Origin of the sequence: Halomonas maura (genome assembly GCF_030409305.1) — a bacterium.
GTDB lineage: Bacteria > Pseudomonadota > Gammaproteobacteria > Pseudomonadales > Halomonadaceae > Halomonas > Halomonas maura.
In genome coordinates this window covers 221,233-241,824 of sequence record NZ_JAUFPQ010000013.1, presented here as the reverse complement: position 1 = coordinate 241,824, position 20,592 = coordinate 221,233, and the positions used below count along the sequence as shown (strand labels likewise).

The window sequence follows — 20,592 nt, the reverse complement described above, 5'->3', positions numbered from 1 at the left end:
CCATGGGCGCTACTTTTGCCCTGCGGCGCTCAAGCCTCCTGCGCCGCTTGCAGGGCCTGGGTTGGCCGTCCGTGGCCAACCCGCTCGGCGGGAAGAACATCCACTGGATGTTCTTCACTTTCCGCCTCGCCCATGGTCAAAAGACCCTCGCTTCGCCTTGTCCCCGGCGCTCATCCTGCCCACTGGCCAGTCATGAGCGTTACCCGGAGTCCCGTCATGTCACTCTCTTCCCATCGCCACGCCTTCCTGACGCTGCTGCTGGCCGTGCTGCTGGCCGGCTGCTCGGAGCGGACGCTGGAGACGCCGGTCACCCTCGAGGGTGATATCTTCGCCACCTTCTACCAGGTGACCATCGCCGAGCCGATCACCGCCGAGCGTCGCGATGCCCTCGAGGCCGGCATCCTCGCCGAGCTCGAGGCGGTGGACGCCTCGATGTCCACCTACCGCGACGATGCCGAGCTGGTGGCCTTCAACCAGGCGCCGGTGGGCGAGTGGCAGACACTCTCCGCGCCGCTGATCGAGGTGCTGTCGCTCGCCCATCGGGTCGGCGAGGCCAGCGGCGGCGCCTTCGATGTCACCGTGGGCGGGCTGGTCAACCTGTGGAGCTTCGGCCCCGAGGCGCGGCCCCGGGAGGTGCCGCAAGACACGCTGATCGCCGAGCGGCTCGCCGAGGTCGGCATGGATACCCTGGAGGTCGATGCGGACCAGCGGCGCGCACGCCGCCTGAAGGATGTCTTCGTCGACCTCTCCGGGGTGGCCAAGGGACATGCCACCGACCGGGTGGCGGACTATCTGGCGGCGCAGGGCATCGACAACTACCTGGTCAACATCGGCGGCGAACTCGAGGTGGCCGGCCACCGCGACGGCGAGGCCGAACCCTGGCGCATCGGCGTCGAGATTCCCCGCGACGGCCGGCCCCAGGCCAAGCACGTGCTGCCGCTGGAGGCCGCCTCGGTGGCCACCTCCGGCGACTACCGCCATTACTTCGAGGCAGACGGGCGTCGCTACTCGCATACCATCGATCCGCGCACCGGCCGCCCGATCCAGCATCGCCTGGCCTCGGTGACGGTGGTGGATGCCTGCAACGCCCGGGCCGACGCCTGGGCCACCGCCATGTCGGTGCTCGGCGAGGACGAGGGCCTGGCCGTGGCCCGGGAGCACGGCCTGGCCGTGCTGGTGCTGGTGCGCAACGCGGCCGGCGACGGCTGGGAGAGCCTGGCCAGCCCGGCCTTCGCGGCGCGCTTCGGCCGCGACAGGCTCGCGGAGCTGGGCATCGAGGTGGCCGACGGGGCGGCCGGCGACGTGGCAGCCGAGGGCCCGGAAGCACTAGAATGATGCGATTCAACGAGTGATCGACAAGGAGTCAGGATGAGCCTCGACGTGGTGATACTGGCGGCCGGGCAGGGCACCCGGATGCGTTCGACCCTGCCCAAGGTGCTGCACCGGCTGGCGGGCAAGCCCATGGTGCGTCACGTGATCGATACGGCCCGGGGGCTGGAGGCCGAGCGGACCCATGTGGTGGTCGGCCATGGCGCCGAGCACGTGCGCGAGGCCCTGGCCGACTGTCGCCTGCGCTTCGCCCTGCAGGCCGAGCAGAAGGGCACCGGTCACGCCGTGGCCCAGACCCTCGATGCCCTCGGCGACGGCAAGGTGCTGGTGCTCTACGGCGATGTGCCGCTGACCCGCCGCGAGACCCTGCGCGAGCTGATCCAGGCCGTCGACGAACAGCACCTGGGCCTGCTCACCGTGACCCTCGAGGAACCCAACGGCTACGGGCGCATCCTGCGCAACGCGGCCGGCGAGGCGGTGGCCATCGTCGAGCACAAGGATGCCTCCGAGGCCGAGCGGACGATCCGCGAATGCAACACCGGCATCATGGCCATGACCGCCGCCCAGCTGCGTCGCTGGTTGCCCCGGCTGTCCGCCGACAATGCCCAGGGCGAGTACTACCTCACCGATATCATCGCCATGGCCGCCGCCGAGGGCGTGAAGATCGCCACCGCCCAGCCGGCGCGTCCCCTGGAGGTCGAGGGCGTCAACAACCGCGCCCAGATGGCCCGTCTCGAGCGCGCCCACCAGGCGGACATCGCCGAGGCGCTGATGGCGCAAGGCGTGGCCCTGCCGGACCCCTCGCGACTGGATGTGCGGGGCACCCTGACCTGCGGGCACGACGTCGAGATCGATGTCGGCTGCGTGTTCGAGGGCGAGGTGGAACTCGGCGAGGGGGTGCGCATCGGGCCGCATTGCGTGATTCGCGACAGCCACATCGGTGCCGAGACCGTGGTCGAACCGCACAGCGTCATCGAGGGCGCCGTGGCCGCCGGCCATAACCGCATCGGGCCCTTCGCCCGGCTGCGCCCCGGCTCGCGGCTGGCGGTGGGGGCGCGGGTCGGCAACTTCGTCGAGACCAAGAACGCCGAGGTCGGCGAGGGCAGCAAGATCAACCACCTGAGCTATGTGGGCGATGCCCGGCTGGGGCGCGACGTCAACGTCGGTGCCGGCACCATCACCTGCAACTACGACGGCGCCAACAAGCACCACACCGAGATCGGCGACGGCGCCTTCATCGGCTCCAACACCGCCCTGGTGGCCCCGGTCAGCGTCGGCAAGGGCGCCACCGTGGGGGCCGGCTCGACCCTGAGCCGCGACGTGGCCGACAACGCCCTGGCGGTGAGCCGGGCGCGGCTGGTGACCAAGGACGAGTGGCAGCGACCGGTCAAGCACAAGGACTACTGAGGAGAACGGCATGTGTGGAATCGTCGGCGCTGTCGCCCAGCGCAACGTCCAGGGCATCCTGCTCGAGGGCCTCAAGCGCCTGGAATACCGCGGCTATGACTCGGCGGGCATGGCCATCCGGGCCGGCGACGGTCGGTTGCAGCGCTGCCGCGCGCTGGGCAAGGTGGCGGCCCTCGAGGACAGGCTCGCCGCCGCCCCCCTGGCCGGCCACAGCGGCATCGCCCACACCCGCTGGGCGACCCACGGCCGGCCCAGCGAGGCCAATGCCCACCCCCACCAGTCCGGGGAGCGCCTGGCGGTGGTGCACAACGGCATCATCGAGAACCACGAGGCTCTGCGCGACGAGCTCGAGGCCGACGGCTACACCTTCGCCTCCGAGACCGATACCGAGGTGGTGGCGCACCTGCTCGAGCGCGAGGCGCGTCAGGGCGACCTGCTCGGCGCGGTGCAGCGCGTGCTGGCGCGTCTCGACGGGGCCTATGCCCTGGGCGTGATCCATGCCGACGAGCCGGACGTGGTGATCGGGGCGCGCAAGGGCAGCCCGCTGGTGGTGGGCGTGGGGATCGAGGAGGCCTTCCTGGCCTCCGACCCGCTGGCCTTGCTGCGCGTCACCGACCGCTTCATCTACCTGGAGGAGGGTGACGTGGTGCGCCTCGCCGCCGGCGGAGCGATCACCATCCTCGATGCCGCGGGGACCCCGGTGACCCGGGAGATCCAGACCTTCGAGCACGGCGATGGTGCCGCCAGCAAGGGCGAGTATCGCCACTTCATGCTCAAGGAGATCCACGAGCAGCCGGCGGTAATCGCCGCGGCCCTGGAGGGGCGCCTGGGCGATCGCAGCGTGCTGGTGGAGAGCTTCGGCCCCCAGGCCGAGTCGCTGTTCGCGGGTGTCAGGCAGATCCACCTGGTGGCCTGCGGGACTAGCTTCCATGCCGGCCTGGTGGCCCGCTACTGGCTGGAGCGCTATGCGGGCGTTCCCGTGCAGGTCGAGGTGGCCTCGGAGTACCGCTATCGCCAGGTGGTGGTCCCCGAGGGCACGCTCTTCGTCACCCTGTCGCAGTCCGGCGAGACCGCCGACACCCTGGCGGCCCTGCGCTTCGCCAAGGGCCGCGGCTACCTGGGCAGCCTGGCGATCTGCAACGTGCCGGGCAGCTCCCTGGTGCGGGAGTCCGACCTGACGCTGATGACCCAGGCGGGGCCGGAGATCGGGGTGGCCTCGACCAAGGCCTTCACCACCCAGCTCACCGCGCTGATGCTGCTCACCCTGGCGCTGGGCCGGGTACGCGGCCAGGACCCCGACGAGCAGGCCAGCCTGGTCGAGGCCCTGCGCGGCCTGCCGGCGCTGGTGCGGCGCGTGCTGTCCCTGGACCCGGCCATCGAGGCGCTGTCCACGGCCTTCGGCGAGAAGCACCATGCCCTCTTCCTGGGGCGCGGCGCGCACTTCCCCATCGCCCTGGAGGGGGCCCTGAAGCTCAAGGAGATCTCCTACATCCATGCCGAGGCCTACCCGGCCGGCGAGCTCAAGCACGGGCCGCTGGCCCTGGTCGACAGCGAGATGCCGGTGATCTCGGTGGCCCCCAACGACGAGCTGCTCGACAAGCTCAAGTCCAACCTCCAGGAGGTGCGGGCCCGGGGCGGCGAGCTGTTCGTCTTCGCCGACGCCGAGGTGGGCCTGGCCGAGGAGGAGGGGGTCCATGTGCTGCGCCTGCCCCATGTGCACGAGGCGCTGGCGCCGATCCTCTATACCCTGCCGCTGCAGCTGCTCTCCTACCATGTGGCGGTTCTCAAGGGCACCGACGTGGACCAGCCGCGCAACCTGGCCAAGTCCGTGACGGTGGAGTGAGCGCGGCGGACACCCCGCCCCTGCACCTCGGCCTGCCGATGTGGGCCAATCCCGACTGGCGCGGCGGCCTCTATCCGCCGCACGCCGGCGGCGACGGGTACCTGGCCGACTATGCCCGGGTGTTCTCCGCCGTGGAGGGCAATACCACCTTCTACAGCGGCGCCCCGCGGCCGGAGACCGTGGCCGCCTGGTCGCGTCAGGCGCCCGCGGCCTTCCGTTTCTGCTTCAAGCTGCCGGCGCGGCTGACCCACGAGCGCCGCCTGGTCGGGGTGGCCCCGGAGCTGGAGGCCTTCCTGGAAACCCTGGCGCCCCTGCGGGATCGCCTGGGCCCGGTGATGGTCCAGCTGCCCCGGGACTTCGGCGCCGACGAACTGCCCCAGCTGGACGCCCTGCTGTCCCGCTGGCCGAGGGCGATCGCCTGTGCCGTGGAGGTACGGCACAGGGGTTTCTTCCACAAGGGGGCGGCCGAGACGGCGCTCAACAGGTTGTTGATAAGTCATGGCGTGAATCGCGTCATGCTCGACGTCAGGCCGCTGTTCTCCACCCCGGCCGGCGGCCACCCCGGCCTGCGCCAGGCCCAGGGGGAAAAGCCGAAACGTCCATTACACGTGCTTTCCACGGCGAATCATCCGGTGGTGCGTTTCATCGGACATGTTGACGCGGCGATCAATATCCGCTATTTCGCGCCCTGGATCGAGCGCCTCGCCCTGTGGATAAAACAGGGGAAAACCCCTTTCCTCCTTGTGCATACCGCCGACAACCGCCAGGCGCCCGAGCTGGCCCGACGGCTCTATCGGGATCTGGCGGCCGAGGCCCATCTCCCCGCCTTGCCGGCCTTCGCCGGCGAGCGACAGACGCGGCTGTTCTGATCGTCCTCGAGGCGCCGGACAGTTTCGTGCCGATGGCTGGCCATCAAGCGTATGATCGGATACTTTTACGGCTCGATCGTCACTTGCCATCGGATATTGCGGAGTTTCACGCCTATCCCGCGTGATCCAGCGTGTATCCCTCCATGAGGTTTCCGCCGCCACCAGGCAGGCGGAAGCGTTGCCTCGGCAGCGATCCTGCTCGGCATTCGTGATGCCCTTGAATGCACCATCCCGTGATCCGGGGTGGCGCGGACGTGGCGACTACAACCACAACGCCGTCATCGCATCCGATCGATCGATGACGACACGTACCATCAGGGTGATTTATGTCCATCAAGCAACAGCAACATGCGCACTGGTCGTCCCGGCTGGCCTTCATCCTCGCGGCGACGGGGTCCGCGGTCGGCCTGGGCAACATCTGGAAGTTTCCCTACATGGTGGGGGAGAGCGGCGGGGCGGCCTTCGTGCTGGTCTACCTGCTGTGCATCGGCCTGATCGGCCTGCCGATCCTGGTGGCCGAATGGCTGATCGGCCGCCGCGGCCAGAATAACCCGGCAAACGCCATGGCCGACCTGGCCAAGCGCGCCGGTCGTCCGCGGGCCTGGATGCTGGTCGGCATCAGCGGGATCCTCGGCGCCTTCCTGATCCTGTCCTTCTACAGCGTGATCGGCGGCTGGTCACTGTACTACACCCTGAACTCGGTCACCGGCGCCTTCAGCGGCCAGGACGCCGACGGCATCGGCGCGCTGTTCAACGCCATGCTGGCCAGTCCCGGCTTGCTGCTGGCCGGTCATTCGGTGTTCATGCTGCTGGTCATCGGCATCGTGGCGCGCGGCGTGACCAAGGGCCTGGAAGGTGCCGTGCGCACCCTGATGCCGGCGCTGGGTGTGCTGATGGTGGTGCTGGTCGGCTACGGCATGACCACCGGCCACTTCGGCCAGGCACTGGGCTACCTGTTCAACCCGGACTGGAGCGCGCTGTCCGGCGAGACCGTGCTGGCGGCCCTGGGCCATGCCTTCTTCACCCTGTCGCTGGGCATGGGCATCATGATGGCCTACGGCTCCTACCTGGGCCAGGAGGTCGACCTGCTCAAGACCGCCCGCACCGTGGTGATCATGGACACCGTCATCGCCCTGGGCGCCGGCCTGGCGATCTTCCCGATCGTCTTCGCCAATGATCTCGACCTGGCCTCCGGCCCGGGCCTGATCTTCGTCACCCTGCCGCTGGCCTTCGGCCAGATGGGGGGCGGCATCATCGTCGGCCTGATGTTCTTCCTGCTGCTGACCTTCGCCGCCCTGACCTCGGCCATCTCGCTGCTCGAGCCGGTGGTGGAGTTCGTCGAGGAGCGCACCCCGCTGTCCCGCGTGGCCTCCACCCTGGTGGCCGGCGTGGCCGCCTGGGGGCTGGGCATCGCGGCGCTGCTGTCGTTCAACCTGTGGAGCGACCCGCTGCTGTTCGGCCTGAACGTCTTCGACCTGCTCGACAAGCTGACCAGCAAGTTCATGCTGCCGCTGACCGGGCTGGGGGTGATCCTGTTCACCGCCTGGCAGCTGGATCGCCATGAGGTGGCCAGGGAACTGGGGCTGTCGGGCACCGCTGCCGGCCTCTGGCACCTGGTGACCCGCTTCATCGCCCCCATCGGCGTGGCGGTGGTGTTCGTCTCCAGCCTGTAGGGCAGGCCGGCGACCGTCGGGGGAAAGCCCCCTGGAGCCCCGCTGCGGCGGGGCTCTGCATGTCCGGGGGAGCGGGCCGGAGCGGTCGAGGTCAGTGCATCTCGTCCTCGCTCGCCTCGTCCTCCGGCAGCTCGGCGATGTCCTGGCTGAGGCGCTTGAACTCCTCGTGGAGCTCGATGCCCCGCCGGGCCCGCAGGTTGCGCTGCGCCGCGGTGCGGGAGCGCTGTTCGTGTTCGGCGACTTCCATGCTCATGAAGATGTCGAGAAGCTCGCTCTTGACGGAGGTTAACCGTTCGACATTGCGCATGATCGACTCTCCTGTCTGCAGTGAGGGTGCCGGCATCGGGGACGCTGCGCGACACTGCAATTCATACTATACCGCACTTGACAGAATGATGACCGTCAGGGTGCCAACGTTCCTTGGCGAGCGCCTCCGCCTCCGGACGGGGAGGCGAGGGCAGGCGAGAGTCCCCCTCGAGGGCCCGTATGGGGCATACTGTGGTCATAACCCGCTGAGTCGCGTGGCGCGCCGAGCGAGCGCGCCGTGATTCGCCGACAAGGAGTGCCGCGTGAGCCTTGGCCTGTTCGATGAGATGAGACGCCGCATGGAGCACTTCCGTCGCTCCGAGCAGAAGGTGGCGCGTTTCGTGCTGCGTAACCCCGACGAAGTGATCCACATGCGCATCGTCGACCTGGCCACCGAGGCCAAGGTCAGCGAGCCCACGGTGGTGCGCTTCTGCCGGGCCCTGGGCTGCAACGGCTTCCAGGACTTCAAGCTCAAGATGGCACAGATGCTGGCCACCGGGAGCCAGTTCGCCCAGTTCTCCATGAACGACAGCGACTCGGTAGCCGAATTCTCCCACAGCATCTTCGACTCCACCGTCGGTACCCTGCTGTCGGTGCGCGACCGACTGGACAACGAGGCGCTGAGCAAGGCGATCAACGCCCTGGGCATGGCCAACCGGGTGGAGTTCTACGGCTTCGGCGCCTCCGGGGCGGTGGCCTTCGATGCCCAGCACAAGTTCTTCCGCCTGCAGATCTCCACGGCGGCCTATGCCGACCCGCACATGCAGAACATGTCGGCGGCGACCCTCAAGGAAGGCGACGTGGTGGTGGCCATCTCCCAGACCGGGCGGACCCGGGCGCTGGTGGCCAGCGTGCGCATGGCCAGGGAGACCGGTGCCACGGTGATCGGCCTGTGCCCCAGCGGCTCGCCGCTGGCCGAGGAGGTCACCCTGCCGCTGTACATCGACGTCCACGAGGACACCGAGATCTACACGCCGATGAGCTCGCGCATCGCCCACCTGGTGCTGATCGACGTCCTGGCGGTCGGCGTGGCCAAGACCCGTGGCCCGAAGCTCGCCGAGCAGCTCAAGGCGGTGAAGAAGAGCCTCAACCCGCTGCGCTTCCCCGAGCAGGAAGGCAAGCCCTGACCCGGCTGCGCCGGGAGCCATAAGCGTTACGCCGGAAGCGTGAAGATCCCCCCTGACCCCTAGCCTGGCTGGCCACATGCGGCCGTCGGGCTTCGAGCTTCCGGCTCCGCCGGGTGCGATATGCTAAGCTGTCGGCCCATTTTCCAAGCAGCGATGCCTTCCCGCTATGGACGACGTCACGGCGATTCTCGACCACATGAACCCGGCCCAGCGCGAGGCCGTCAGTGCGCCTCAGGGCAACATGCTGGTACTGGCCGGCGCGGGGTCGGGCAAGACCCGGGTGCTGGTGCACCGCATCGCCTGGCTGATGCAGGCCGAGGGGCTCTCGCCCTATGCCGTGCTGGCGGTGACCTTCACCAACAAGGCCGCCCGCGAGATGCGCACCCGCCTGGAGGCCTTGTTGGGCATCTCGCTGCGTCACGTCTGGGTCGGCACCTTCCACTCCATCGCCCATCGCCTGCTGCGCACCCACTGGCAGGATGCCCGCCTGCCCCAGCACTTCCAGATCATCGACAGTGACGATCAGCTTCGCCTGATCAAGCGTTTGCTGAAGGATCATCGCATCGACGACGAGCGCTTCCCGCCGCGCCAGGTGCAGTCCTTCATCTCCGGCTGCAAGGAGGAGGGCCTGCGCCCCCATCAGGTGGATGCGCATGGCGACGCCTACCTGGGCCAGATGGTCGAGCTCTACGAGCGCTACCAGCTGACCTGCGAGCGCGGCGGCCTGGTCGACTTCGGTGAGCTGCTGCTCAGGAGCCTCGAGCTGCTGCGTGACAACCCGGCGCTGCTGGCCCATTACCAGGAGCGCTTCGGCCATGTGCTGGTCGACGAGTTCCAGGACACCAACACCCTGCAGTACGCCTGGCTCAAGCTGCTCACCGGCATGACGACGCCGATGACCGTGGTCGGCGACGACGACCAGTCGATCTACGGCTGGCGCGGCGCGCGGATCGAGAACATCCGCCGCTTCGAGCAGGAGTTCCCGGCCACCCGGACGGTGCGCCTGGAGCAGAACTACCGCTCCACCAGCGCCATCCTCGATGCCGCCAACGCCCTGATCCGCCACAACGCCGAGCGCATGGGCAAGGAGCTGTGGACCGCCGGCGAGCGGGGCGAGCCGATCTCGGTCTACAGCGGCTTCAATGACCTCGACGAGTCGCGCTTCATCGTCGACACCATCCGCGAGAAGGTCGAGGAGGGCATCAACCGTCGCGAGATCGCCATCCTCTACCGTTCCAATGCCCAGTCCCGGGTGCTCGAGGAGACGCTGATCCGCCAGGGCGTGCCCTACCGGATCTATGGCGGCCAGCGCTTCTACGAGCGCCTGGAGATCAAGAATGCCCTGGCCTACCTGCGCCTGCTGCTCAACCGCGACGACGACGCCTCGCTGGAGCGAGTGATCAACGTGCCGGCCCGGGGCATCGGCACCCGCACCGTGGAGGTGCTGCGCGAGCGGGCGCGGCATGCCGGCGTTTCGCTCTGGCAGGCCCTGCACGATGCCCCGCTGGACGGCGGCCTGCGGGGGCGGGCCGCCACCTCGGTGAAGGCCTTCGCCGATCTCATCGAGCGGCTCGACAACGAGACCGCCGGCCTGGCGCTCCACGAGATCATCGACCACGTCAACGAGCGCTCCGGCCTGGTGGAGCACCATCGCAACGAGCGGGGCGAGAAGGGCCAGGCCAGGGTCGAGAACCTCGAGGAGCTGGTCACCGCCGCCAAGGCCTTCACCCAGGGCGAGGCCCCGGCGCCGGTGGAGGCCGGCGAGGGCGCGGTGGCCCTGGAGGCCTTCCTCGCCGAGGCGGCGCTGAATGCCGGCGACCATGAGGCGGACGAGTTCGAGGATTGCGTGCAGTTGATGACCCTGCACTCGGCCAAGGGCCTGGAGTTCCCGGTGGTGTTCGTCGCCGGCGTCGAGGAGGGGCTCTTCCCCCACAAGATGTCCCTGGAGGAGCCCGGGCGCCTCGAGGAGGAGCGCCGGCTGTGCTACGTGGGCCTGACCCGGGCGATGCGCAAGCTCTACCTCACCCACGCCGAGCTGCGCCGGCTGCATGGCAAGGAGACCTTCCAGCGGCCGTCGCGCTTCCTGCGCGAGCTGCCCGAGGAATACCTCGAGGAGGTGCGCCTGCGCGGCCAGATCTCGCGCCCGGTCACTGCCTCCCGCCCCACGCCGGGGTTACGGCAGGCAGGTGTCGAGGGGGGCGGCGACCTGCCGTCGCTGTCGCTGGGCCAGCGGGTCAGCCATCCGATCTTCGGCGAGGGGGTGATCCTCAATGCCGAGGGCGAGGGCGAGCGGGCCCGGGTCCAGGTCAGCTTCGAGGGCGAGGGGGACAAGTGGCTGGTCGTGGGCTTCGCCAAGCTGACGCCGCTCTAAGCTTTGTCTGAAAAGTCGACGAGCGATGGCCAGACAAGGCAAAAATCGGAGAAAAGACGGAGTTTACGCGGTGTAAATGAGTACTTTGAGCCGTTTTTTAACGCCGGATGGGCGAGCGCAGGCAGTTTTCAGACAAAGCGTAGGAAACCCTGGGTCATTGTGGCACTCGACGCCCCACCGCTCAGCGCTCACGACATGCATCAGCGCTTGCTGTTGAGGGCGGCTGAAAGGGGCAATGCGCCAGGCGGTCGTTCGCTTGCCGCTGAAATCGGCTTTCACGCATACTGCAGAAGGAACAGGCGTGCCCCTCGGCGCGCCGCACAACAATCATCGAGGAGTCGCGCCCGCCATGGAACGTCGCCATTTTCTCAAGACCGTCGGGGCCGGCACCGCCGGTGTCGTCGCCGCGCCCTTCGTCTCCACCGCCGGCGCCCAGGAGCCCATCACCTGGAACATGGTGACGTCCTGGCCCAAGAACTTCCCCGCCCTGGGCACCGGCGCCAACGAGTTCGCCGAACGCATCGAGCGGATGTCCGGAGGCCGCATGCGGGTCCGGGTCCACGGCGCCGGCGAGATGGTCCCGGCCCTGGAGGTCTTCGACGCGGTGTCCGGCGGCACCGCGGAGATGGGCCATTCCGCGTCCTACTACTGGCGCGGCAAGGTCGCGGCCGCGCAGTTCTTCACCGCGGTGCCCTTCGGCATGACCACCACCGAGACCAACGCCTGGCTCTACCATGGCGGCGGCCAGGCGTTGTGGGACGAGCTCTACGCCGGGCACAACCTCAAGCCCTTCGCGGTGGGCAACACCGGCACCCAGATGGCCGGCTGGTTCAAGAAGGAGATCAACTCCCTGGAGGACATGCAGGGACTCAAGCTGCGCCTGCCGGGGCTGGCCGGCGAGGCGATGAGCGGCATCGGCGTGACCACCCTGACCATCCCGGGCAGCGAGATCTTCACCTCCATGCAGACCGGGGTGCTGGATGCCGCCGACTGGGTCGGGCCCTACAACGACCTGGCCTTCGGCCTGCACCAGGTGGCGGAGTACTACTACACCTCGGCCTGGAACGAGCCCAGCGCGATCCTCGAGGGCACCGTCAACCTGGAGGCCTGGAAGGCCCTCCCGGACGACCTGAAGGCGGTGGTGAGCGAGGCGGCCCGCGCCTCCAACCTGGCGATGATCAGCGAGTACGCCTATCGCAATGCCGAGGCGCTGAAGACCCTGGTCGACGAGCACGGCGTGCAGTTGCGCGCCTTCCCCGATGACGTCATGGCGGCGCTGCACGACTCGTCACGGCGGGTCCTTCAGCAGCAGGTCGAGAGCGACGAGGCGTCGCGCCGGGTGTACGAGGCCTATCGCGACTTCCAGCAGAAGGTCAGGCCGTTCACCGACGTCGGCGAGTTCGCCTATCTGAAGGCGCGGGACCGCCTGGCCGGCTGAGGCATCATGAATCGAGCAGGGATGGCCGCGCGCGGCCACTCCTGGAGGAAGCGGATCAGCCGCCCTGGCGTACCGCGCGGATCCGGCCGTTGTCGTCCAGGGCGACCATCACGAAGCGTGCCTCGGTCACCTTGTGCAGTTCGTCGGGGTCGCGCTCCTGGGGGGCGCGGCTCCAGACCTCCACGTCGATCTTGATCGAGCTGTGGCCGATCTCGCGGACTTCGGTGAAGATGTTGACCATGGAGCCCACACGCACCGGACACAGGAAGTCCATCGCCTCGATGGCCACGGTGGCCGTGCGGCCGAGCGCCTCGCGGCCGGCGGCCAGCTCGGCCGCCTGATCCATGTGGCCGACCAGCCAGCCGCCGGGGATGTCGCCATGGAAGTTGGTGTCCTGGCGGCTCGCCACCAGCTTGAGCGTCAACTGGCCCCGGGGCGCCGGGATATCGTCGAGATCGGTCATGGGGAGCTTTCCTGGCTTGTTGTTGTGGGCGGTGTCGCGAGGGTGCCGCGGGCCCCTGGATAGGCAATTCATGATATACGGCTCGGCCCCGGGGGCTCCACCTTTGCGACATCATGCCACGCAACGCGGGCCTTCGCCCGGTTCCCCTGGAGGACGCATGACACGGGCCTATCGCGCTTCAACACTCTGGGCCGCGCTGTTGATCGTGGTCGGGCTGCTCGCCGGCCCCGCGCAGGCGGAGCATCGCACCGGGACCCTGGATACCGTCGGCTCGGATACCATGGCGGGCCTGATGCTGCGCTGGGGCGAGCGCCTCGCCCGCCGGCATCCGGGGATGCGGGTCCAGCTGCAGGCCAGCGGCTCGGCCAGCGCGCCGCCGGCCCTCACCGCGGGCACCACCCTGTTGGGCCCCATGTCACGCCCCATGACCGAGGCCGAGCGCCAGGCCTTCGTGGCGCGCTACGGCTACCCGCCGCGGGAAGTGGTGGTGGCCCGGGACGCCCTGGTGGTGGTGGTGCATCGGCACAATCCGCTGTCGAGCCTCTCCCGGCGGCAGCTCGACGCCATCTTCTCGGAGACCGACCGTTGCGGGGCCGCGGGCGGCATCCGCCGCTGGGCGGCGCTGGGGCTCGCGGTGCCGCCCGGGCGCATCGTGCTGCACGGACGCAACGCCGTCTCCGGCACCCATGGGCTGTTCCGCCGGGAGGCCCTGTGCGGCGGCCGCTTCCGGCCCTCGGTCAACGAGCATCCCGGGTCGGCCGCGGTGGTGGCGGCGGTGGCCGCGGACCCCCAGGCCATCGGCTACGCGGGCCTCAACCACCTGACGCCCAGTGTCCGGCCGGTGCCCCTGCGCGATGCCAAAGGCGTGCGCCGGGCCCCGGAGCCCGCCGCGGTGCGCCGCGGCGACTATCCGCTGGCCCGTGACCTGCGCCTCTACGTGAACCTGCCGCCGGGAGAGTCGCTGCCCGCCGCCGAGCAGGCCTTCGTCGACCTGGTGCTGTCCGCCGAGGGGCAGGCGGTCGTCGAGGAGCTCGGCTTCGTCTCGCTGCCCGAGGCCGTGGTGTCGCGACAGCGGCGCCGGCTGGGACTCGCGCCGCCGTGACGCTGTCACGCGACTGTCATGACAATGTCGTACTTTTCCGCTAGCTCCCCCATCCCGGCAAGGGCCCCATGATGCCAACCCCTCCGACCTCGACCATGCGACAGCGCCTGCGCCAGGGCCGCGACCGCCTGGCCACCGCGCTGATCACCGCCGGGGGCATCGGCGTGATCGCCGCGGTGATGGGCATCGCGGTCTTTCTGGTGGTCGAGGTGGTGCCGCTGTTCTGGCCCGCCGAGCCGCCACGGATCCGCCTCGAGGCGCTGTGGCTACCCCAGGACGTGGCGGGGCTGGATGCCCCGGCGTATCGCTGGCAGCCCACGCTGGCCGACGACGGCGGCCCGCTGTTCAGCCTGCCCCCCCTGGTCTGGGGCACCCTGGAGGCGGCGGCCTGGTCGCTGGTGATCGCCGTGCCGCTGGCCCTGGGGGCCGCGGCCCACTCGGCGCTGTTCATGTCGCGTCGCCTGCGGGCTCGCCTGCGGCCCACCCTCGAGCTGATGGAGGCCCTGCCCGGGGTGGTCATCGGCTTCGTCGCCGGCCTGGCGCTGGCGCCCTGGCTGGAACGTCACCTGGCCCTGGCCCTGGCGCTGTTGCTGCTGGTGCCGCCCGGCTTGCTGCTGGCCGGCGGGCTGTGGCGTCAGCTGCCGGCTCGGCTGCAGCGACGCCTGCCGTTGGGCTGGGCGGCCCTGTGGCTGATGCCCTGGCTGGTGCTGACCTGGGGCCTGGCCCAGTGGCTGGGGCCGCTCCTCGAGAGCCAGTGGTTCGCTGGCGATCTGCGGGCCTGGCTGGAGGTCACCCTGGGGCTGGACTATGCCAGCCGCAACGCGGTGATCGTCGGCATGGCCATGGGCTTCGCGGTCGTGCCCAGCATCTATGCCCTGGCCGAGGATGCCCTCTCCGGGGTACCGAGAAGCCTCGCCGAGGGCGCCCAGGCCCTGGGCGCGACCCGCTGGCAGACCCTGTGGCGGGTGATGCTGCCGGCGGCCAGCCCCGGGGTACTGTCGGCGGTGATGATCGGCGCCGGCCGGGCGGTCGGCGAGACCATGATCGTGCTGATGGCCAGCGGCAACACCGCCCTGATGACCGCCAACCCCCTGGACGGCCTGCGTTCCATGGCGGCCAGCATCGCCATCGAGCTGCCGGAGGCCGCGCCGGGGGGCACCCACTATCGCCTGCTGCTGTTGGCGGCGTTGCTGCTGTTCGCCTTCACCTTCCTGGTGAATACCCTGGCCGAGGTGGTCCGGACCCGGCTGCGCCGTCGCTATCGCCGCCTGGGAGGTCCGTCATGAGGTGGCGGCGTCGCGACACGGCGCGCGCCCGCCTGCCCCGCGGCGAGGGGCCCTGGGCCTGGCTGTCCGCCGGCAGCGTGGCGCTGTCGCTGCTGCTGCTGGCCCTGCTGCTGGGGCTGCTGCTGAGCCGTGGGCTGGGCCACTTCTGGCCCGGGGATGTCGCCCTGGTGACGCTGGAAGACGGTCGACAGCTGGCCGGGCGGGCGGTGAGGGAGGAACCCCTGCCCGACGGCAGCGGGCGTGAGCGGCTGTACCGCACCGGCAACCGCGACCTGGACGGGGCGATCTGGGACTGGGTGGCCCTGGCGGCGATCCACGAGGTGAGCTATCCACGCGAGCTGCTGGTGCTGGAGCGCCGGCGCTGGGGGGAGTTCATCGGCAGGCTGGTGGCCCTCGAGCCCGAGGCGGGCCCTCGCCTCGAGGGCGAGGCGGCCTGGTCGGCCCTCGAGGCCCGCCTGGTGGCGCTGGAGGCGCGCCGCGAGGCGATCCGTCGGCTTCGCGAGCAGACCATCCGGCCGCTGGTGCGGCGCCTGGAGCGCGAGGGCGAGAGCGCCGAGGTCACGCGGGCACTGGCGGCGGCCGAGGCCCGGATCGGGGCGTTGCGCGCGTCCCTGGGCGGCGCCAGCCTGGTGCTCGAGAGCGTGTCCGGGCAGCACTCGATCGAGCCCCTGGAGGAGGTCGTGCGGGCCCGGCGCCCCAACGCCATGTCGAATCTCGACAAGCTCGCCGCCTGGGGACAGGGCGTGTGGCGTTTCCTCTCCGAGGGGCAGCGGGCCGCCAATACCGCCGGCGGCGTGTGGCCGGCGATCTTCGGCACCGTGCTGATGGTGATGCTGATGTCGCTGCTGGTCACGCCCTTCGGGGTCCTGGCGGCGGTGTACCTCAACGAGGTGGCCCACCAGGGACGCCTGACTCGGCTGGTGCGCATCGGGGTGCGCAATCTCGCCGGGGTGCCTTCGATCGTCTACGGCGTGTTCGGGCTGGGGGTGTTCGTCTATGGCATCGGCGGGCACCTGGACAGCTGGTTCTTCGAGGCCTCGCTGCCCTCGCCGACCTTCGGCACCGGGGGGTTGCTGTGGGCGTCGTTGACCCTGGCACTGCTGACCCTGCCGGTGGTCATCGTGGCCACCGAGGAGGGCCTGGCGCGCATTCCCCACCGCCAGCGCGAGGGGGCCCTGGCGCTGGGGGCGACCCGCCTGGAGATGCTGACCCGGGTGGTGCTGCCCATGGCCATGCCGGCCATGCTCACCGGGGTGATCCTGGCGGTGGCGCGGGCGGCCGGGGAGGTGGCGCCGCTGATGCTGGTCGGCGTGGCCAAGCTGGCGCCCCAGGTACCGGTGGACGGCGACTTCCCCTTCCTGCATCTTGAGAGGAAGTTCATGCATCTGGGATACCATATCTTCGATGCGGCCTTTCACGGTGGCGATGTCCAGGCGGCCTTGCCGCTGATCTACGCCACGGCATTGCTGTTGGTGCTGGTGATCCTGATGCTTAACCTGACTGCAATATTTCTGCGCCATCATCTGAGATCGCGCCACGGTACTCTCTCCTCGTATTGAGGTGCTGTCGTCGCCCCAAGGAGCCCTGATGCCAGTCATGCGGGAGGCGCGCCCCGCCCGGGGAGCGTTCATCGACTTCGAGCCCGAGGCCACCAGCCTGGAGATTCGTGGCTTCGGCTTGCGCTATGGCGACAAGCCGGCCCTCAACGACCTGACGCTGCGGGTACCGCGGCATCGGGTCACGGCCTTCATCGGGCCATCGGGCTGCGGCAAGTCGACCCTGCTGCGGGCCCTCAATCGCCTGCACGATCTCAACGAGGAAGTGGTGCAGCAGGGCGAGATCCGCCTCGAGGGTCGGGATATCCATGCGCCCGAGGTGGCGGTGGCGGAACTGCGTCGTCGGGTGGGGATGGTCTTCCAGGCGCCCAACCCCTTCCCCATGTCGATCTACGACAACGTGGCCTTCGGGTTGCGCCTGCAGGGCGGGCTGAGCAAGCGGCGCCGCGACGATATCGTCGAGTGGGCGCTGCGCTCCGCGGCGCTGTGGGACGAGGTGAAGGACCGGCTGCGGGCCTCCGCCTGGTCGCTGTCGGGGGGCCAGCAGCAGCGCCTGGTGATCGCCCGTACCCTGGCGGTGGGACCGGAGGTGCTGCTGCTGGACGAGCCGGCCTCGGCCCTGGACCCGATCTCGACCCTCAAGGTCGAGGAGCTGATCCGCAACCTGAAGGCGAGCCTGACCCTGGTGCTGGTCACCCACAACATGCAGCAGGCGGCGCGGGTCTCGGACTACACCGCCTTCCTGCACAACGGCGAGCTGGTGGAGTATGCCCCCACCGATACCCTCTTCACCAACCCGCGCCTCGCGCGCACCGAGAATTACATCACCGGACGCATGGCCTGACGCCCTGCGCCCCCAGGAGAGTCTCATGGACATCACCAGCGATATCCACAGCCAGCATATCTCGCGGCAGTTCAATCATGAGCTCGAGGAGCTCAAGACCCACCTGATGGCCATGGGCGGCCTGGTCGAGAAGCAGGTGCAGGATGCCGTCAGGGCCCTGCTCGATGGGGACTCCACCCTGGCCGGGCAGGTGGTCGACAACGACCGTGCCGTCAACGACATGCAGATCAAGATCGATGACGAGTGCACCCGCGTGCTGGCGCGACGCCAGCCCGCGGCCTCGGACCTGCGCCTGGTATTGGCGGTGATCCGTGCCGCCTCCGACCTGGAGCGCATCGGCGACGAGGCCAGCAAGATCGCCCGCAACGCCGGGGAGCTGATCGAGAGCAACAACGGCACCCGCGGTTTCGTCGAGGTGCGCATCATCAGCGAACACGTGCGCAAGATGGTGCGCGATGCCCTGACCGCCTTCGCCCGCTTCGACACCGAGCTGGCACTGAAGGTGGTGCAGGAAGATGACCAGGTCGACAGCGAGTATCAGACCGCCATGCGCTCGCTGATGACCTTCATGATGGAGGATGCCCGGGCGATCTCGCCGGTCCTCAGCATCATGTGGATCCTGCGCGCCCTGGAGCGTATCGGCGACCACGCCAACAACCTGGCCGAGTATGTGGTCTACCTGGTCAAGGGGCTCGACATCCGCCACACGGACCCGGATGATCTCGACCAGGACATGCTCGGCGAGGGCTGAACCGCCCCCGACGCCCGCTGTTCCTGGACGGGCCGTCGCCCCTGGCGACGGCCCCTTTCGTCGTGATGGAGGAAATGACACCGATGCTGGATGCCTTCACGGCGCTGTCCCGGGGGACCCGACTGGTCTACTCCCGGGGACTGCGCCGCTACGTGTTCCTGCCGATCCTCGCCAACCTGCTGGTCTACGCCGGCATGCTGGCCTACGTGCTGGCCCATTTCGGCGGCTGGCTGGAGGGCTGGATGGCCATGGTGCCGGGCTGGCTCGACTGGCTGTCGTGGCTGATCTGGCCGCTGTTCCTGGTCAGCCTGGTGGTGATCGTGTTCTTCACCTTCACCCTGGTGACCCACCTGATCGCCGCGCCCTTCTATGGCTTCCTGGCGGAGCGGGTCGAGTGCGAGCTGACCGGCCGGCCGCCGCTGGACGATCGCGGCGTGCTGCGCGCCGGCGTCGATGCCCTGGGGCGTGAGCTGGTCAAGCTGGGCTATATCCTGCCGCGCATGGCGGTGCTCTTCGTGATCAGCTGGATCCCGGTGGTGAATCTGGTCGCGCCGCTGCTCTGGGCGCTGTTCTCGGCCTGGACCATGGCCATCACCTACCTCGACTACCCCATGGACAACAACCGGGTGAGCTTCCGCGACATGCGACGGCGTCTCGCCGCGCGGCGCTGGCCGACACTCAGCTACGGCGGCTGGGTGATGCTGATCACCTGGCTGCCGCTGGCCAACCTGTTCCTGCTGCCCGGCGCGGTAGCCGCCGCGGTACTGATGTGGGATCGCCACTACCGCGCCCTCGCGCCGCTCGGCCAGGCGGCCCCGCCTCGGCCCCGCTGAGCCACCCGGCCGCGCGGGTGGCGGGCCCCTTGCCGCAGGCGGTGAGCGTGCCGACCCGCATCATCGTGCCCGGTCAGGCGCGCTGCGAGGCCGGTTGTGGCTGGCCATCGACCAGCCGGGCGGCGGGAAACAGGCAGCGGAAGGTGGCCCCCTCGCCGGGACGGGAGTCGATCGCGAGGCGGGCGTCGTGGCGCAGCAGCACGTGCTTGACGATGGCCAGTCCCAGGCCGGTGCCGCCGGTGGCGGTGCTGCGCCCCTTGTCGACGCGGTAGAAGCGCTCGGTGAGGCGCGGGATGTGCAGCGGGTCGATGCCCTCGCCGTCGTCCTCCACCTCCAGGCAGGCGCCCTCGCCCCAGGCCCGCCAGCGCAGCACGATCCGGCTGCCCTCGCCGGCGTAGCGCACGGCATTGAAGGCCAGGTTGGAGACGGCGCTGTGGATTTCCTTCTCCGAGCCCAGCAAGCCCCGCGGGTCCTCGATGGCCACCTCGAGATGGTGACGCCCGGTGGAGAGCGCCTCGGCATCGCGGCGCACCGCCTCCAGCAGGGTGGCGGGGTCGAGGCGGGTGTCGTCCTGGCCGCCCTGGTCGATCTCCAGGCGCGACAGCAGCAGCAGGTCGTTGACCAGGTTCTGCATCCGCGTGGTCTGGCTCTGCATCTGGGCGATGCCCCGTCCCAGGCGCGGCGGCAGCTGGTCGGCCATGTCGCCGTAGGTCTCGAGATAGCCCGCCAGCACCGTCAGCGGGGTGCGCAGCTCGTGGGAGACGTTGGCCACGAAGTCGCGGCGCATCTGCTCCAGGCGGTGGAGCCGGGTGATGTCGCGGGCCATCAGCAGGCGTTCGTCGTCGCCGTAGAGGGTGATCTGGAACTGCAGGATCATCTGCTCGTCGATCGGCGACGAGAGGGTCAGGGGCTCGCGATAGTCCCGGGCATGCAGGTAGTCGACGAAGCGCGGATCGCGCAGCAGGTTGGTGATGTGCTGGCCGCGGTCATGGGCCGGCTGCAGGCCCAGCATGCGCTCGGCGGCGCTGTTCCACCATTCCATGTCGCCGTGGCGGTCGAGCATCACCACGCTGTCGCGCATCGCCTCCGAGGATTCCTGGATGCGCCGCAGGGTGTCGCGCAGCCGCCGCTGGGTGATGCGCTGGCCCTTCTGGTAGCGGTAGAGGCGGTCGAACAGTTCGCCCCACAGGCCGGAGGCCGACGGCGGCTCGTCATGCGGATGGTGCGTCAGCCACTGCTGGAGGGCATGCAGCTGGAGCAGCTGGTAGCCGAGGTAGCACGCCAGCGCCACCGCCACGCCGGCGCCGATGGTCGAGAAGGGCCAGCCGACCAGGCCGCCGGCGAGCACCAGGGCCGCCAGCCGCCACAGTTCCCGTCGCCACAGCCGGGTCACG

Annotated in this window: 17 protein-coding genes; 14 read left to right on the top strand and 3 right to left on the bottom strand. The window is 69.5% G+C overall.

Annotated elements, in window-relative coordinates; all coding sequences use genetic code 11:
• Positions 1-216: 216 nt before the first annotated feature.
• From QWY76_RS08025 to QWY76_RS08005, 5 genes are all read left to right on the top strand, one after another.
• On the top strand, positions 217-1,335 hold the full coding sequence (locus tag QWY76_RS08025) for an FAD:protein FMN transferase (protein WP_290310607.1): 1,119 nt from the start codon (positions 217-219) through the stop codon (positions 1,333-1,335).
• A 33-nt stretch (positions 1,336-1,368) separates the two neighbouring features.
• Entirely contained in the window at positions 1,369-2,736 is a 1,368-nt protein-coding gene (gene glmU, locus QWY76_RS08020) for a bifunctional UDP-N-acetylglucosamine diphosphorylase/glucosamine-1-phosphate N-acetyltransferase GlmU (protein WP_290310606.1), read from the top strand.
• 10 nt (positions 2,737-2,746) lie between these two features.
• Positions 2,747-4,579 carry a glutamine--fructose-6-phosphate transaminase (isomerizing) gene (gene glmS, locus QWY76_RS08015; RefSeq protein WP_290310604.1) on the top strand — a complete coding sequence of 611 codons (1,833 nt, stop codon included), beginning with the start codon at positions 2,747-2,749 and terminating at the stop codon, positions 4,577-4,579.
• Positions 4,576-5,448 (top strand): DUF72 domain-containing protein, encoded by an 873-nt coding sequence (locus QWY76_RS08010; protein ID WP_494337405.1) that lies wholly within the window; start codon positions 4,576-4,578, stop codon positions 5,446-5,448. The genes glmS and QWY76_RS08010 overlap by 4 nt, the downstream gene beginning before the upstream one ends.
• Before the next feature lie 326 nt (positions 5,449-5,774).
• On the top strand, positions 5,775-7,121 hold the full coding sequence (locus tag QWY76_RS08005) for a sodium-dependent transporter (RefSeq protein ID WP_435388971.1): 1,347 nt from the start codon (positions 5,775-5,777) through the stop codon (positions 7,119-7,121).
• Positions 7,122-7,212: 91 nt separating this feature from the next.
• Here QWY76_RS08005 and QWY76_RS08000 read toward each other — a convergent pair whose 3' ends face one another.
• A complete protein-coding gene (locus tag QWY76_RS08000; protein ID WP_290310603.1) occupies positions 7,213-7,428 on the bottom strand; it encodes a PA3496 family putative envelope integrity protein in 216 nt (71 codons plus the stop codon).
• 262 nt (positions 7,429-7,690) lie between these two features.
• Between QWY76_RS08000 and hexR the strand changes: the two genes are divergently transcribed.
• The 3 genes from hexR (at position 7,691) to QWY76_RS07985 (ending at position 12,363) form a co-directional block, all read left to right on the top strand.
• The gene (gene hexR, locus QWY76_RS07995) at positions 7,691-8,554 is read left to right on the top strand and encodes a transcriptional regulator HexR (protein WP_290310602.1); all 864 of its coding nucleotides are present in this window, start codon (positions 7,691-7,693) and stop codon (positions 8,552-8,554) included.
• A gap of 166 nt (positions 8,555-8,720) precedes the next feature.
• The gene (uvrD, locus tag QWY76_RS07990) at positions 8,721-10,925 is read left to right on the top strand and encodes a DNA helicase II (protein WP_290310601.1); all 2,205 of its coding nucleotides are present in this window, start codon (positions 8,721-8,723) and stop codon (positions 10,923-10,925) included.
• A gap of 349 nt (positions 10,926-11,274) precedes the next feature.
• On the top strand, positions 11,275-12,363 hold the full coding sequence (locus QWY76_RS07985) for a TRAP transporter substrate-binding protein (RefSeq protein WP_290310599.1): 1,089 nt from the start codon (positions 11,275-11,277) through the stop codon (positions 12,361-12,363).
• A 55-nt stretch (positions 12,364-12,418) separates the two neighbouring features.
• On the opposite strand, the gene QWY76_RS07980 is transcribed toward QWY76_RS07985, so the two are convergent.
• Positions 12,419-12,826: an acyl-CoA thioesterase gene (locus tag QWY76_RS07980; protein ID WP_290310598.1), complete on the bottom strand. Its 408-nt coding sequence runs from the start codon at positions 12,824-12,826 to the stop codon at positions 12,419-12,421.
• Between the two features lie 157 nt (positions 12,827-12,983).
• On the opposite strand from QWY76_RS07980, the gene QWY76_RS07975 reads away from it, so the two are divergent.
• From QWY76_RS07975 to cysZ, 6 genes are all read left to right on the top strand, one after another.
• Positions 12,984-13,928 (top strand): phosphate ABC transporter substrate-binding protein, encoded by a 945-nt coding sequence (locus QWY76_RS07975; protein WP_290310597.1) that lies wholly within the window; start codon positions 12,984-12,986, stop codon positions 13,926-13,928.
• Between the two features lie 71 nt (positions 13,929-13,999).
• A complete protein-coding gene (locus QWY76_RS07970; RefSeq protein ID WP_290310791.1) occupies positions 14,000-15,214 on the top strand; it encodes an ABC transporter permease subunit in 1,215 nt (404 codons plus the stop codon).
• Complete coding sequence (gene pstA / locus QWY76_RS07965) at positions 15,211-16,773, top strand: phosphate ABC transporter permease PstA (RefSeq protein ID WP_290310596.1); 1,563 nt, start codon at positions 15,211-15,213, stop codon at positions 16,771-16,773. The genes QWY76_RS07970 and pstA overlap by 4 nt, the downstream gene beginning before the upstream one ends.
• Before the next feature lie 28 nt (positions 16,774-16,801).
• Entirely contained in the window at positions 16,802-17,614 is an 813-nt protein-coding gene (pstB, locus tag QWY76_RS07960; RefSeq protein WP_290310595.1) for a phosphate ABC transporter ATP-binding protein PstB, read from the top strand.
• 25 nt (positions 17,615-17,639) lie between these two features.
• Positions 17,640-18,365 (top strand): phosphate signaling complex protein PhoU, encoded by a 726-nt coding sequence (gene phoU / locus QWY76_RS07955; protein ID WP_290310594.1) that lies wholly within the window; start codon positions 17,640-17,642, stop codon positions 18,363-18,365.
• A gap of 83 nt (positions 18,366-18,448) precedes the next feature.
• Positions 18,449-19,198 carry a sulfate transporter CysZ gene (gene cysZ / locus QWY76_RS07950; RefSeq protein ID WP_290310593.1) on the top strand — a complete coding sequence of 250 codons (750 nt, stop codon included), beginning with the start codon at positions 18,449-18,451 and terminating at the stop codon, positions 19,196-19,198.
• A 73-nt stretch (positions 19,199-19,271) separates the two neighbouring features.
• Here the strand turns inward: cysZ and phoR are convergent, their stop codons facing one another.
• Positions 19,272-20,591: a phosphate regulon sensor histidine kinase PhoR gene (phoR, locus tag QWY76_RS07945; RefSeq protein ID WP_290310592.1), complete on the bottom strand. Its 1,320-nt coding sequence runs from the start codon at positions 20,589-20,591 to the stop codon at positions 19,272-19,274.
• Between the last annotated feature and the right edge of the window lies 1 nt (position 20,592).